This window comes from Brachyspira hyodysenteriae ATCC 27164 (assembly GCF_001676785.2).
GTDB lineage: Bacteria > Spirochaetota > Brachyspiria > Brachyspirales > Brachyspiraceae > Brachyspira > Brachyspira hyodysenteriae.
In genome coordinates this window covers 2,707,570-2,722,985 of record NZ_CP015910.2, presented here as the reverse complement: position 1 = coordinate 2,722,985, position 15,416 = coordinate 2,707,570, and the positions used below count along the sequence as shown (strand labels likewise).

10 protein-coding genes are annotated in these 15,416 nt (G+C 26.1%); 6 read left to right on the top strand and 4 right to left on the bottom strand.

All coding sequences use genetic code 11. The features are described 5' to 3' along the window. Window positions 1-458 precede the first annotated feature (458 nt). Together BHYOB78_RS11865 and metX are read left to right on the top strand one after the other, a co-directional pair. Window positions 459-1,754 carry an O-acetylhomoserine aminocarboxypropyltransferase/cysteine synthase family protein gene (locus tag BHYOB78_RS11865; RefSeq protein WP_012671023.1) on the top strand — a complete coding sequence of 432 codons (1,296 nt, stop codon included), beginning with the start codon at window positions 459-461 and terminating at the stop codon, window positions 1,752-1,754. A 62-nt stretch (window positions 1,755-1,816) separates the two neighbouring features. Further along, window positions 1,817-2,917, top strand: coding sequence for a homoserine O-acetyltransferase MetX (metX, locus tag BHYOB78_RS11860; RefSeq protein ID WP_012671022.1), 1,101 nt, complete (start codon window positions 1,817-1,819; stop codon window positions 2,915-2,917). Window positions 2,918-2,985: 68 nt separating this feature from the next. On the opposite strand, the gene BHYOB78_RS11855 is transcribed toward metX, so the two are convergent. Then, window positions 2,986-6,714: a DUF2723 domain-containing protein gene (locus BHYOB78_RS11855; protein ID WP_020665324.1), complete on the bottom strand. Its 3,729-nt coding sequence runs from the start codon at window positions 6,712-6,714 to the stop codon at window positions 2,986-2,988. A 347-nt stretch (window positions 6,715-7,061) separates the two neighbouring features. Here BHYOB78_RS11855 and BHYOB78_RS11850 point away from each other — a divergent pair, with 347 nt between their 5' ends. Then, complete coding sequence (locus BHYOB78_RS11850) at window positions 7,062-7,541, top strand: hypothetical protein (protein ID WP_020064959.1); 480 nt, start codon at window positions 7,062-7,064, stop codon at window positions 7,539-7,541. 506 nt (window positions 7,542-8,047) lie between these two features. After that, entirely contained in the window at window positions 8,048-8,632 is a 585-nt protein-coding gene (locus tag BHYOB78_RS11845; RefSeq protein WP_020064961.1) for a hypothetical protein, read from the top strand. A gap of 135 nt (window positions 8,633-8,767) precedes the next feature. Here BHYOB78_RS11845 and BHYOB78_RS11840 read toward each other — a convergent pair whose 3' ends face one another. The 3 genes from BHYOB78_RS11840 to BHYOB78_RS11830 all read right to left on the bottom strand — a co-directional run bounded on the left by BHYOB78_RS11840 (window position 8,768) and on the right by BHYOB78_RS11830 (window position 11,861). Beyond that, window positions 8,768-9,400 carry a hypothetical protein gene (locus tag BHYOB78_RS11840; protein ID WP_012671018.1) on the bottom strand — a complete coding sequence of 211 codons (633 nt, stop codon included), beginning with the start codon at window positions 9,398-9,400 and terminating at the stop codon, window positions 8,768-8,770. A gap of 821 nt (window positions 9,401-10,221) precedes the next feature. Further along, a complete protein-coding gene (locus BHYOB78_RS11835; RefSeq protein WP_012671017.1) occupies window positions 10,222-10,776 on the bottom strand; it encodes a hypothetical protein in 555 nt (184 codons plus the stop codon). A 509-nt stretch (window positions 10,777-11,285) separates the two neighbouring features. Beyond that, complete coding sequence (locus BHYOB78_RS11830) at window positions 11,286-11,861, bottom strand: hypothetical protein (protein ID WP_020064844.1); 576 nt, start codon at window positions 11,859-11,861, stop codon at window positions 11,286-11,288. A gap of 365 nt (window positions 11,862-12,226) precedes the next feature. Here BHYOB78_RS11830 and BHYOB78_RS11825 point away from each other — a divergent pair, with 365 nt between their 5' ends. Both BHYOB78_RS11825 and BHYOB78_RS11820 read left to right on the top strand, forming a co-directional pair. Continuing rightward, window positions 12,227-13,228 (top strand): NADP-dependent oxidoreductase, encoded by a 1,002-nt coding sequence (locus BHYOB78_RS11825; protein WP_020064843.1) that lies wholly within the window; start codon window positions 12,227-12,229, stop codon window positions 13,226-13,228. Between the two features lie 580 nt (window positions 13,229-13,808). Beyond that, window positions 13,809-14,516 (top strand): DUF554 domain-containing protein, encoded by a 708-nt coding sequence (locus tag BHYOB78_RS11820; protein ID WP_020064842.1) that lies wholly within the window; start codon window positions 13,809-13,811, stop codon window positions 14,514-14,516. The last annotated feature ends 900 nt before the right edge of the window (window positions 14,517-15,416 follow it).

Here is a 15,416-nt window from a genome sequence, read left to right as displayed (position 1 = left end):
AGATTCTTTGACGAAGTGCTGGAAAAAGTTGAAGAAATTTCAAAAAATATTATATAAATAAAAATAGTTTAACTTCTTAAAACTAAACTTTTTTATTATAAAAAAAATTTAATCACATACCAAGCATTTATACTTATTAAATTATTTTTAAGCAAATTAGAATATTAAATACTTCAAAATGTAACAATACTATCTAATAAAAATAAAATTAATTACTATTGACAATAATTTTATATTAATATATAATCTATAGTTAATTATTAAATAAATATATTAGGAAATATTGTAAATGAAAACAATCATCGTTATGAACAAAATGTTTTGCCTCATGCAAATGTGTATGTTTAATAATGATGGCTGTAAATAATAATTTATTTTTTATTTTGTACTTTAAAGCCGTCAAAGTTATTTGGCGGCTTTTTTTATTTTAATCTATTAATATAAAAGGAGTATTAAAGATGTCAAGAGAATTGAAATTTGAAACATTAGCTGCACATGCGGGACAAGATTATAATGATACATTCGGAAGCAGAGGAGTTCCGGTATATAAAACTACTTCATATTTATTTAGAGATTCAAAACATGCTGCTGACTTATTTGATTTAAAAGAACTAGGTTATATTTATACAAGACTAGGAGATCCTACAGCAGATATATTAGAAAAAAGAATTACAGCTATGGAATGCGGTAAGGCATCTATTGCAGTATCTTCAGGAACAAATGCTATTTTTTATACTATAATCACTATATGTGAGGCTGGAGATGAAATAGTTTCTGCATTCAATGTATATGGAGGAACATATTCACAATTTGGAGCAATACTTCCTAAACTAGGAATTAACACAAAATTTGTAGATGCTAAAGACCCAGAGAATTTTGCTAAGGCTATAACAGATAAAACTAAATTAATATTTATAGAAACAATTTCAAACCCTTCATTAGATTTTACAGATATTGAAGCAGTTGCTAAAATAGCACATAATGCCGGAATACCATTAGTTATAGACGGAACTTTTACAACTCCTTATCTTTTGCAAACTATTAAACATGGTGCCGATATTGTAATAAACTCTCTTACAAAATGGATAGGCGGACATGGAAGTGCTGTTGGAGGAATAATCACTGACGGCGGTAACTTTAATTGGCAAAGCGATAAATTCCCACTATTTTCAAAACCAGATGCAAATTATCATGGATTAAGATGGGCTTATGATTTGCCTGATGAACTTAAAAATATAGCATTTGCTTTGAGAGTAAGAACTGTACCTCTTAGAAATTTGGGTGCTTGTCTTTCTCCTGATAACTCTTGGATATTCATTCAGGGAACAGAATCTTTGGCAGTGAGAATGGACAGACATTGCTCTAATGCTTTAAAAGTTGCTGAGTTCTTAGAAAAAGATGATAGAGTTGAATGGGTAAGATATCCGGGACTTAAAAATGATCCGTCTTATGCTACAGCAAGTAAATATTTGAAAGATAAATTCGGAGGTATGGTTGTATTCGGTATAAAAGGCGGGTATGAAGCTGCAGTTAAATTTATAGACAATATAAAATTATTCTCTCATTTGGTTAATGTAGGAGATGTTAAGAGTTTAGTTGCACATCCTGCTTCTACTACTCATTCTCAATTATCTGAAGAAGAGTTGAAAAAGGGAGGAATAAGTAAAAACTTTATAAGGCTTTCAATAGGTATAGAACATATTGATGATATACTTTATTATTTAGACGAGGCTTTAACTATAGCAAATAAATAATTTAAATATAAAAAACAGGAGGTATTAAATAATCACTCCTGTTTTAATAAGAGGTTTATTTTATGAAGAATATAAAAAATAAAAAAGAACAAAAGAATAATGAACAAGAAAAAACAGAATTGAAGTATTTTAATTATGAAAAACCTTTCAAATTTGAAAATGGAGCTTCAATAAATGAGTTAACTATAGCATATACTGTAAATGGACATTTGAATGTAAATAAAGATAATGCCATTTTAGTATGTCATGCTTTTACAGGAGATGCTGATGTTATTGCTTGGTGGGATAATTTTGTAGGAAAGAAAAAGGCAATAGATACAGATAAATATTTTGTAATATGCTCGAATGTGTTAGGAGGATGCAGCGGAACTACAGGACCTTCCTCTAAAAAGCCAAATAGCAATTCATATTATGGTACAGATTTCCCAACTTTCACTATTAAAGATATAGTAAAAGTTCAGAAGATATTAATTGACAGTTTAGGAATAAACAAACTTTATTGTGTAGCAGGCGGTTCTATGGGAGGCATGCAGGTATTACAATGGACTGCTTCTTATCCTCAAATGATGGAAAAAGCAATAGTAATAGCTAGTTCTATGAGCCATTCTCCTATGCAGATAGCTTTGAATGAAATAGCCAGACAGGCAATAACAGAAGATACTGAATGGTATGGTGGGAAATATTATGGTATGTCATCTCCTGACAGAGGACTTGCTTTAGCTAGAATGCTTGGACATATCACATACATGAGTGAAGAATATATGAGAAAGAAATTCGGAAGAAAGAGAAAAACAGCTGTTAAATATTTTACTCCTTCTTTTGAAGTAGAAAATTATCTTCATTATAACGGAGAAAAATTTACAGCAAGATTCGATGCAAATAGTTTTTTATATCTTACTAAAGCTATGGATTTTTTTGATGTTAAAGATGAAATAAAAAAAATAAAACATAAAAAGAATATTAATTTGAAAAAAACACTTATAATATCTTTTATATCAGATTGGCTTTATCCAAGTACACAATCCGCAGAGATAGTTGCCGCTTATCAGCATTCTAATATAGATACAACATTTCATGAAATAGAATCTAATTACGGACATGATGCTTTTTTACTTAAAAATACTGAACAAACTAAATATATAAAAAATTTTTTAAATAATTAATATATAAAATTAAAAGGCTCGCTATTATAAGCAAGCCTTTTAATTTTTTAATTATTATTAATAATAAATTATTGTCCCATAGTACCTAAATACTGCATTATCTGAAGTCTTCTGCTTTCAACATCTTTATCTAAATTAGCTATAACATCATTACTTGCAGCTAAAGGCGACATTATTCTTCTGAAGTCATTATAAATATTTAACGCCTCTACAATTTTATTTTGCTCTATGTATATATGTCCTATAGCATATAAAGCAAATGCACCGTCTTGAGTAAGCTCATTAGTATATTTTGAATATGTGCTTATAGCTTGATCATACATTTTATTGTTTAGATAAATATTAGCTAAATCGAACTCTAGTCCTCTTCTTTCATCTCTAGTCAAATCAGGCATTTTTAAAGTATCGTTCAATATGCTTATAGAACTTGCTGTGTCGCCTAAATTAGCATAAAGTATTGATATATCTTTATTAACACCTATTATATGATCTTTGCTTCTTGCTCTCTTCTTAGCTTCCAATTTAGCCCATAAAGTTTCTTCTATATCTTGTCTGTTTTGATATATATAATTAGCATAAGAAGAATAGCTTTCAAAAGTATCTTCTTTCATAGCCTGAGCTTTAAGATTATCAGCCTGCTGTCTTGTAGTTTTAAGCTGAGCATCTATTCTAGCCATAAATTGTTTTATTTGCTGATAAGTTTGATTCTGCTCTCTTGCAGCATCCCCCATATCTTTTCCTCTATGGAAAGTTTTTTCTGCTCTTTCAAGAGTTTCTTTAGCTTTATTTAAATATTGAGCCTCTTTATCATAAGGAGTATCTTTTGAACGTGCTAAATATTCATAAGAAGCGGTCAAATTGAAATAAGCAGGATAAATAAGTTTTTCTAACTTTATAAGCTCTTCAAACATCATAGCAGCTCTTTCATAATTGCCGTCCATAATAGCCTGATTTCCTACTGCAAAATATACATTAGACATATCAAAGCCTATAGTAAGCATTCTGTCTTCTTCTTGTTTCTTTAAATCCTGAAACTCTGCTATTTTTTGATTAGCTTCTGCTCTTGTTATACCATTTTTAGCAACATCGCCATTACCCATAAAGCCGAGTAATTTCTGATAAGTTTTTATTCTTCTATTATATAAATCTATTTTAGCTAAAGAATAAGAACTAACGAATATCTCTCTTGTTAGGAAGTCATAATGTGATATTTCTTCAGCAGTTCCCTGCATAGTATAGCTGTTCCAATAATCTTCTTCTGTTTTGAATTGAGGGAAAGGAAGTTCATACATTTTTACGAAAGTTATCTCTTCATTTCCGTCATATATATTTTTTCTTGCAACCGAAATTAAACCCTCATCTAATAATGCATTTAAGTCAGCTGCTAATTTGTCATTCTCATAATCTCTTTTTAAATGCTCTTTAGCAATATCTTTATAGTCATTAACTGTAAGTATTTTAAAGAACTCTAATTCATCTACTAAAGCATATTTTATAGGCTGAACTTTGAACACCAAACCATAAGCCTTGAAATAATAATCTCCAAGTCTGTAAAGTCCGTCACGTCTCCAAGCCATATAATAAGGTCTGCCTGATTCTATGAAGTCTTTATCTACAGCATCACTAATATCTCCAAGCCATCTGCCGTCTGTTTTCATAAGGTTACCGTATATTCTTTCAAATACATTACCTTTCTGGTCATATATTTTCAAATCCGGTCTTCTTCTCTCTACCATAGTATAATATACAAGTCCGAATACTTGGTTATCTCCTCCCTCTGTGGCAAATATAGCATTGTCAGGAAGTGAGTTCATCATATTGTATGAATAGTCATGGTTGCTGTAATCTTTTGAGTTATTGTTACGGCTTAAATTCATAGCGAATATAGGTATCATTATCAAAAGTATTGCAGCAAGTGATATAGCATGATAAGGCTTTAATACTGTATCTGCTGTTTCTTCTGATGCCGGCTTTAATACATTTTTTATATTAGTATTGAAATATTCCATATACCATTGAATACCGAATCCTATTATTACAATCATATATAAAGTTGCTGGCAAGAAGAATACTTCTACAAATGATAGAGTTCTTACACTTGGAGGCGGATTAGTATATGCCATTAAAGATACGGCAAAACTCAAAAGTCCGAATACTGAGAATATACCTATAAACTTATTTTTCTTGAATATTTGGAATAATCCAGGTATTAAGAATAATAAACCTAATACTGTTAATTGAGTTTTGAATATATTTATCAAAGCAGATACCTGTTCTGGGTGAAGTATGAAGGCTGCAGCAATATCATTTCCTGAAGCTCCATACTGTTTTCTATGTATCATACTAAATAAATAGCTTAAATTTTCCCAGCCTGAAGGTTCATTTAATTGTCCCCAGTTTAGAGGAGGTAAAGCTCTAGCTCTTATAGGCATGTAAGCATATATCATAACGCCTACTGCAAGCATTAAAAGCATTTTATAATATGATATTGATATTCCTGTGATAAAGTCATTATCATTATTGAATTTATCTATTTTACATAAGAAATATCTATATACTAAGCACCAAACTAATACTAAAAATAAAGGCCAAAATACTAAGAACATACCTTTATATAAAGTAGGGTAGAATGGCGATTTTAGATTCTGTATCATATCAGGTCTTAAATAAGAACCGTTAGCTAATGCTGTAAATATATCGCTCATTATATTCATATCAGCGAAAGGCTTGAATATTATAGAGAATATAGAATCATTTGAAGCTACTCCCGGAGGAAAATATAAATAAGCCTCATAATTCATAATAAATCTATAGTATCCGAAACCGCCTATAAATAATAACACTAAAAATACAAATATTGATATAAATGAAGTTTCTATATGATTGATATATCTATCTTTATGAACTAAGAATAATACAACGGCTATAAACAAAAGAGGAGCAAAAGCGAAAGGCAAAGTTACATGGTGATTTGCAAGTGCCACACCATACAAAAATCCGAAAGCCATTAAATATTTATTTCCATAATAAGGTACTTCATCATTGGCATGCTTCCATACATTTTCAAACCAGTAAACAAGTATTAAAAGCATAGAAGCTATTTGAAGTATATTCAAGCTGTAAACCTCAGCCATTGTAGCCTGTGCCCACATATTATCAGATATAGCAAAAGCAATGCTTGCAAAAAGTGCAGGTATCTGTACTATAGGAGAGAATCCTCTTTCAACTCTATTTTGTCCTAATACTTTTACCATAATAAGATAGAAGAAAATCATTGCTATTGCTGCACAAGTTCCTGAGAATAAATTTGTTCTCCAAGCAATATTTCCAAAAGGTATATAAGTAAATAATTTGGACATCAAAGTATAGAAAGGATATCCCGGAGCATGCCCTACACCCAAGAAGTAAGCAGCTGTTGTAAGCTCTCCATTATCACCTGCTGAAAGTGAAGGAGTTAGAGTAAATAAATACAAAAAGAATGTGAAAAGAAAAGCTACAGCAGCAAATATAGCATCTATTTTTGAAAGATGATAAGGCTTTATTTCATATCTTTTATAAATAGGTTCCTGATTTTCTTTCTTAGAGAATAATTTAGAAATTATATTTCCGCCGTTTTCTTTATTTACTTTTTCTTTCTTATTAGTTTTTGTATTATTTTTTTGACTATTTTGCAGATTATTAATATATTCTTCTATTAACTCTCTGTCTTTTTCTAATTTTTTCGTAAGCTCATCAATGCTTTTATTTTTATAATTAGCTTTGATGTACTCTTTTTCCAGATGCGAAAGTTTTGCCATTTAGTTATTTCCTCTTTTATTATAAATAGTTTTACATTATTTATTATATTTTGGATTATATGCGGCATAGAATTTATTTAAAATTGTACTTTTTTCCGCTGCACGCCTTACGAGGCGGACTTTGTCAAGTACCAAAAAGTGTAAATACTTATACCACATTGAACAACTTTACATAATATTTGAAATTCTTCAATATTACAAGTATAATCAAATATTATATAATAAAATCGCTTATTATTCAAGGATGTAAAATATATATTTTTATGTCAATTATATTTTAGTATTGAAATAATAATTGTTTCAAATTATAGTAAAATTATATTTAGCTGTTATATTCAGGAAATAAAATGAAATTCTTAAAAACAAATAGATTAACCATTATATTAATATTCATTATAATTTCTTACATATTTTATAATGATTTGATAAAAAATAATACCAATAAAGAAATTAACATTTATAATTTAAATTATATAGTAGAAGATAACTACATAATAGAAGATAATTATAATACAGACTCTGATATTGAATATCAAAACATAAGAAGATACAGAGATGTTGATCTTGACCTTGAAGAAGACAGAGTGTTTATTATGTTCACAGGCTCTCTTATTATAGGTCTTTTACTTAGTTTTATATTATTATTAAAAAATAGCTTACCTAAAAAAGAATTAATCGCTGCAAAAATAATACTCATTGTATCTGTTATAATTACAGGGCTAATTATTTTTATAAATTATGAGAATATAAAAAACATATTGGAGTATTTATCTTTACCTATAGGCTTTATAATAGGCTTTGTATTGGGAAGATTATTATTTAAATAAAAATAATATATTTGTTTAAATTTTATTCTAATTCCCCGCCCTTTAGAATTGTTAATCTCTTTTTCTATCAAACTTTATTTAGATTTAAAAGTTCAGATTATCTTTTTAGCACCCGCCCAAGGTTTATTTAAAATTATAGATTTACTAACCGCACGGTGAATAAAATTTTATAGTTAATAAGATTTGAATTATAATTAAATTTATATTTTTAGTTTTATTCTGTGTGCGTAAAAATACTCTACAAATTAAAAAAAATCTTGGGTGGGCAGCTAAAATAACAGGTAATATTAAAAAGAAAGATAATATAAAAATGACTGTGAGTTTAGAAAGCCTAAAGGGTGGGCAAATGTAATTAAATTTAAAACTTATTTTAAGGCTTTATTTACCGTGCGTTAATTATTTTTTTATTAATACATTGTCTAGGTACTAACAAATAACTTGAAATAAAAATCAATTTATGATAAATATTTATTAATTTGCAGTAAGCATTTTTAAAAGAGGTTTATATGAAGATTAGTATATTAGCGGTTGTAGTGATTATTGTTTCTTTTATATTTTATACTGAAATGACAAAACATAATTATAATGTATATAATGTAAATATAATAGAAGAAATTGAAGAAAACAACATTTATAATGGTAACTATATAGTAAGTGATAATAATATTATTTTAGAAAATAGTTATGATTTTAATAATAATATAGAAATTAAAGAAATTCGCCGTAACTACCTCAGATGGAGAGATAAAGAGCATCCTAACGTAGATTTTGAAGAGGATTCAAAAGATTTATGTGTGAGATTAATAATAATATTTATGATGGGATGTGCTATTATAGGCATTTTGATGGAGATACTATTTTTTAAAAACACCTCTTATAAATTTTATATTATTCTACTTGCAATAATTCTTGTAATAAGTGCAGTTATTATTTATAAAATACATGAAAACTTAGCTATTTTTAATATGCCTGGAAGTACAGAAAGCATATTAGAATTATCAGCTTTCTTTTGCGGTGGTATAATATCATTTATAGGATTGTTAATTAGTAAATATCTTAGGGATAAGGATAATAAAAAAAATAATGAATAATTATGCTTGTATTACTAAATCATAAACTTTTATGAGATTTATTTTTGTGTGTGCATAAAAATTATAAAAATATAGAAGTTAATAAAATTGATTAGCTATACAAAATTAATAAATTATATTTTTTTGTACTGATATTTATTTTGATTTTTTCTTTTCAATTCTTTTAATTATATAAATAATTACAGTTGCAGATAAAATGAAAATTAATCCTATAATGATATAATCTTTTAATGTAATATCACCGAATAAAACTGAAGGAAAAAGATTGTTATATCCTAGTAATAAGTCAGAAATATTTCTTTGAGTAGATAAAGTTGATTTCAAATCATTAGTATAATTATTTGTAATGTTTTGATTATTGATAGCTGTATCATTTATAGTTGATGAGGTATTAAAAAATGCTGCATATAAAAGTATAAGAAAAAATATCAAAGCAACAATTAATGTCTTTTTTATATTATTTTCATTTATATTGAATAATGCCGTTATAATACCAATGGCTATAAATATATATTCATAAGTATTTTCAATGTATTTTATTATAAAAAATCCTGATACTCCAAAAAATGCTATTACTAATATTATAATTATACCCAAACCTATACCATTACTATCCCCAATGAACTCATCAAATCTAAAATCTCCTTTAATCAGTACTAATATTAAAAACACTATTATAAAAGAGCATAAAAATAATGCCGACATTCTAAATAAATCATTTTCTGGTATATTGATTTTGTATATTAAATTAAAAATAAAATCTTTCATAAATATTTTATATATCCTTAATACTTAAATTTTGAGAGTAGTAAACCTACGGTAATTCCTGCTGCTATACTAAAATATTCTTTGGCGGTTATAATATTATCTTTTAACATAATGAAAGCAAATATAGTAATTGCAATCCATAGTAATGGAAGAAAATTAATTATTTACTCCTTTTTTTTATTTTTATGAATGGCTAAAATACCAATATATATATATTATGATTAGAAAAATATGAAGACAATACTTTTTATTGTAATATAGACTTTTATATAGAAAATAAAACTGTATTGTGTAAATTAATAAATGTCTAATTAAATAGCATTTTATTTTTCATAATCCTAAATATATTTTATTATATATGCTTTTTTTGTCAATACGGTATAGATGTTTATTGGAATTAGTTTACTGTAAGCGTAAAATTAAAGTATTAAAGAAAAAATTGCAGTAAATATAAAAAGCAATAGAATTAATTTGATATATAAAAAACTATAATTGTTAAAATAAAAAATTTAGTATATACCTAAACAACTATATTTTGTCAAAAATTATTTTATTATTTTTATTATTTGTGGGGACTAGCCCCACCGCTCTGCGTACTTCGTAACACCCACATTTCTTTTGTTGCCACAAAGAAGTAAAAAGGCTACATTTTGGCTTTAATTTTATGAATTACATTACATTTAAGATAATTTTAGTATGATTTAGTATTAATTTTATACTTGCACTTTCGCGAAGCGTGCCTGCGGCAGCAACTTTTTGCGGCGGGAAAAAGTTGAATAAAAAAATTGACAAACTTAAAAATTTTTAGAATACTAATAAATTTATGTTATTTTTCTAATGATAATACAGGCTATAAAACCGAAAATCACTCCGCTGAAAGCTAAATATTCTCTATTACTTTCCATATATATTGCTATTACTATTAAAACGAATGCTATTAATGCCAGAGTAATAAACACTACTAATATTGTTCCTATAGTCTCTTTAATATCTTCTTTTATTTTTATATCTTCATGATAATATTTTTGGGCTATAATTGCGGTAGCCGCAAGCGATAATACATAAGTCAGTGTATATACAATTAATACTCTCACACCAATAATTTTCAAATCCACTTTTGAGCTGCTATATTTAGATGATAAAGTTCCTTTTAATAATATTGTTATTATTCCTTGAAGTACTTCTTCTTTGTCAAAATTTGATGCATTAGTTTGTTTATTATTATCTATTATTTCTTTTTTTTCTTGTATATTTTTATCAGCCTTAGCAAAAAATGATATTGAAGTAGGCGGTATAATCATAGATAAGAAGACATATATTATTAAAGCTATTACATTAACTTTGCTGTCATTTTTTTTCTTCTTCTTAATTTTCATTTAACTACTCTTTAATTATCATATAAAGTTTTTCAATTTTAATGTATATAGTTTTTTTGTCAATACGGTATAGATGTTTATTGGAGTTAGTTTATTGTAAGCCTAAAATAAAAGTATTAAACAAAAAATTGCAGTAAATATAAAAAAGCAATAGAATTAATTTGATATATAAAAAACTATAATTGTTAAAATAAAAAATTTAGTATATACCTAAACAACTATATTTTGTCAAAATTATTTTATTATTTTTATTATTTGTGGGGACTAGCCCTACCGCTCTGCGTACTTCGTAACACCCCCACTTCTTTTGTTGCCACAAAGAAGCAAAAAGGCTACATTTTGGCTTTAATTTTATGAATTACATTACATTTAAGATGATTTTAGTATGATTTAGTACTAGTTTTATACTTGCACTTTCGCGAAGCGTGCCTGCGGCAGCAACTTTTTGCGGCGGGAAAAAGTTGAATAAAAAATTGACAAACTTAAAAATTTTTAGAATACTAATAAATTTATGTTATTTTTCTAATGATAATACAGGCTATAAAACCAAAAATCACTCCGCTGAAAGCTAAATATTCTCTATTACTTTCCATATTTATTACTGTTACTATTAAAACGAATGCCATTAATGCCAGAGTAGCTAACCCTACTAATATTGTTTCTATAGTCTCTTTAATATCTTCTTTTATTTTTATATCTTCATGATAATATTTTTGGGCTATTATTGCGGTAATTGCAAGCGATAATATATAAGTCAGTCCATATACAATTAATACTCTTATACCAAGAATTTTCAAATCCACTTTTGAGCTGCTATATTTAGATGATGAACTTCCTTTTAATAATAATGATGTTATTATTTTTTGAAGTATTTCTTCTTTGTCAAAATTTGCTGCATTAGTTTGTTTATTATTATATATTATTTCTTTATCATTATATATTATTTCTTTTTTTTCTTTTATATTTTTATCAGCCATAGCAAAAAATGATATTGCAGTAGACGGTATAATTAAAGATAAGAAGAGATATATTATTAAACCTATTACATTATGATTGCTTTCATTTTTTTTCTTTTTAATTTTCATTTTTATTTAACTACTCTTTAATTATCATATATAGTTTTTCAATTCTAATGTATATAGTTTTTTTGTCAATACGGTATATATGTTTATTAAATTAACTATGGTGTGCAGATTTTTTTAATTTAATAAATATATAATAGCTTTAAAATAACATAGCAAAATAACTTTAATTCTAAAATAAAACTTATTCATTAATTTTTTATTAATCTCTAATATAGGCAATATATGTGTTGTATGTATCATCATTACATTTCTATATATAGAAATACTATCGTTATTACAACAAAAATTGCAAATGAGCAACATTTTTATATTGATTTATATCTCACATAAATATATTTTTATAAAAAATAAAAAATGGAGATATTATGAAAGCTATACAAATAAAAAAATATTCAAAAGAAATAGATACCAATATTGCAGATATTCCGATGCCTGAAATTTTTGATAACGATGTATTAATTAAAGTAAAGGCTGCGGCAGTAAATCCTCTTGAAATATTAATATTAACAGGTGCCGTAAGACTTATACAGGATTATAAAATGCCTTTAACATTAGGTAATGAATGTTCTGGAATAATTGAAAGTGTAGGCAAAAATGTAACCGATTTCAAAGTAGGGGATAAAGTTTATACTCGCTTGCCTATATCAAAAATAGGGGCTTTTGCTGAGTATGTAGCAGTGGACAGTAAGTTTATATCTCTTATGCCTAATGATTATGATTTCATTACATCTGCTGCAATACCTTTAACTGCTCTTACAGCATATCAAGCATTTACAGAAGAATTGGAGGCAAAATCAGGACAAACTATTTTAATAACTGGAGGTTCTGGAAGTTTTGGAGAGCTTGCTGTTCCAATTGCTAAATATTTAGGTTTAAATGTTATAGTTTCTGGAAGTGAAAGATTAAAAGAACATTTTATTAATTTAGGTGCTGATAAATATATTAGTTATAATAAAGAAAATTATGCAGAATTAGTTTCTAATATTGATCATGTTATAGATACACTTGGAGCAAATGAATTTGACAAAGAATTATCCGTATTAAAAAAGGGAGGACGTCTTTTGAGTTTGAGAACCAGCCCTAATAAAAAGTTTGCTGAAGACAATAAATTTCCTTTCATTAAAAAATTATTATTTTCTCTTGCTGGTTCTAAATATGATAAAAAAGCAATGAAGGAGCAAAAAGAATATCGTTTTATGTTTGTGCGTGCTAACGGCGAACAGCTTCGTAAAATTACAAAAATTGTAGAAGATAAAAATATAAAGCCTAAAATATATTCTACTGTATTTAATATAGATAATGCATCAGAAGCTTTAAAAAGTGTTATAAAAAAACATACAGACGGAAAAATAATAATATCTATGTAATTAACTTTATATTGATTTACGCACGGTTTGCAGATTTTTTGCATATAATTGAAGTTGTAATTTAAAATAAACAAATATTTATAGCTTCATTATTTCGTGCGGTGAATGTATTTTTAAATTTAAATAAATCTAGGGTGTGGTTAAAACAACAAGAAAAAACAAAAAAGAAATACAATACAAAAATAACAGTGAGTTTAAAAAGCCTAGAGGGTGGGCATATGTAATTAAGTTTTAAAACTTTATTGTTAAAATATCATTTAAATTTATTTATTAATTTGTAATTATATTAAAAAAATTTTTAATTTATAGTAAATTCATTTTTATTTAATTAATAATTTATTTTATGTATATAAAATAAATAAAAAATGCAATCACTTAGAATTTAAGTAATTGCATTTTTTATTTTTTTTCATATATCCTCTTAGTTTTTATTATTTTATTATATAATAGTTTTTTGTCAATACCCTATATACCTTTATTTTATTTTTTGATTAAATTATATTATATTATATTATATTATTAAATTTGACATTTTGTTTTTTCATGTTAATGTAGTCCGTTCAAAAATGGGGGATTTAATATGATACCTAAAGGAATAATAATAGATTGTATATGCGTTCTTATTGGAACAAATTTTGGAAGTATAATTAAAAATAGAATACCTCACAGAATAAAAAATCCTATGAATGTGGTATTTGGACTTTCTGCTATGGCTATTGGTATTACTTCAGTTATAAAATTTCATTCATTGCCTGCTATAATATTAGCTTTAATTTTAGGTGCTTTGATTGGAGAAATTATTGATTTAGATTCAAAAGTTAAAAATATATTTCATAGAGCCATTGAAAAACTCAATTTTAAAATTCATGGTAATAAAGATGATTATATGGCTTTTTATTTAATAGTGGCAGTTACATTTTGTACAAGCGGAACTAATATTTTCGGGGCTATTAATGAATCTATAACTGGTGATTACAGCATACTTCTATCTAAAGCTATTATGGATATATTTGCTGCAACTATATTTGCTACTATTTTAGGTACAGCAATGAATTTGATTGTCATTCCTCAATTTGTAATACTTAGCATATGTTTTTATATAGCCAAATTGTTAATGCCTTTTATATCTGCTGCAATGCTTAATGATTTTGTAGCTATAGGAGGACTTTTAACTTTTGTACTTGGTTTGAGTATAGCTCAGATAAAACAGATAAGTGCTGTTAACTTACTTCCTGCATTACTTTTAATATGGCCTAGTTCTTATTTATTTAGCTTATTTATAGGATAGAATATAAATTTAAAATTATATTTTTTATTATTTTTTTAATTTTTATATAGCTTTTGTATAAAATTATATAAATTTGTTCGTATAATTTTAATAAAAAGTCTTGAGTTGTTAATAGTATTATATTTCATTGAATGCATATTATTATATATATTTATAAATTATTAAATAATTAATAAAAATTGATTTTAAAAATTATTAAGAAATCCAGCCCTTTATTTTCAATGTATAACTATAAAATTTTTATTTTAATTTTTTTAAATACCAATATAGAAATATTAACACCCGCCCAGGTTCTATTATATTAAAAATGTTCTCTACGCACGGTTAGTAGATTTTTTAATATTAACAATATTAGAATTAAAATATATTTATATTTTTAGCTTTACTTAGCGTGCGTTATTAGAATAAAAAATTAAAGAGATACTATGGTTGGAATACAAAATAACAATAATAATTAAAAATAAAATGTAATTAATGTATTATAAATAGTTAAAAAAATTATAAGGAGAGGAATTAGGGAAAAAATTATAAAAAAATTAATAAAATTATTAAAGATTAAAAATATAATGTTTAAAAAATTAAAGAATTAACAGATTTCATATAATTTTTTATAGTTTAACTGATTATATTTAATTGTTTTATGTATGAATAAATGATGTTTTTATCAATTTCTTTATTTTATCGTATGAAATGTATTATATAGTATTGATTTTAGAATTTTTTTAGAAAAAAAGAGAAAAAAATGCTAAACCAAATTAAACTTTATGCCGACAGGGTCGAAAATTATTGTATAGCAAAATGAGAGTTCAAGTATTTGGCGGTCTCGAACTCCCTATTTGCTTAGTTGATACCATATAATTTATAAGAATATATTTATTGGCGTTATAATATATTCTTTAT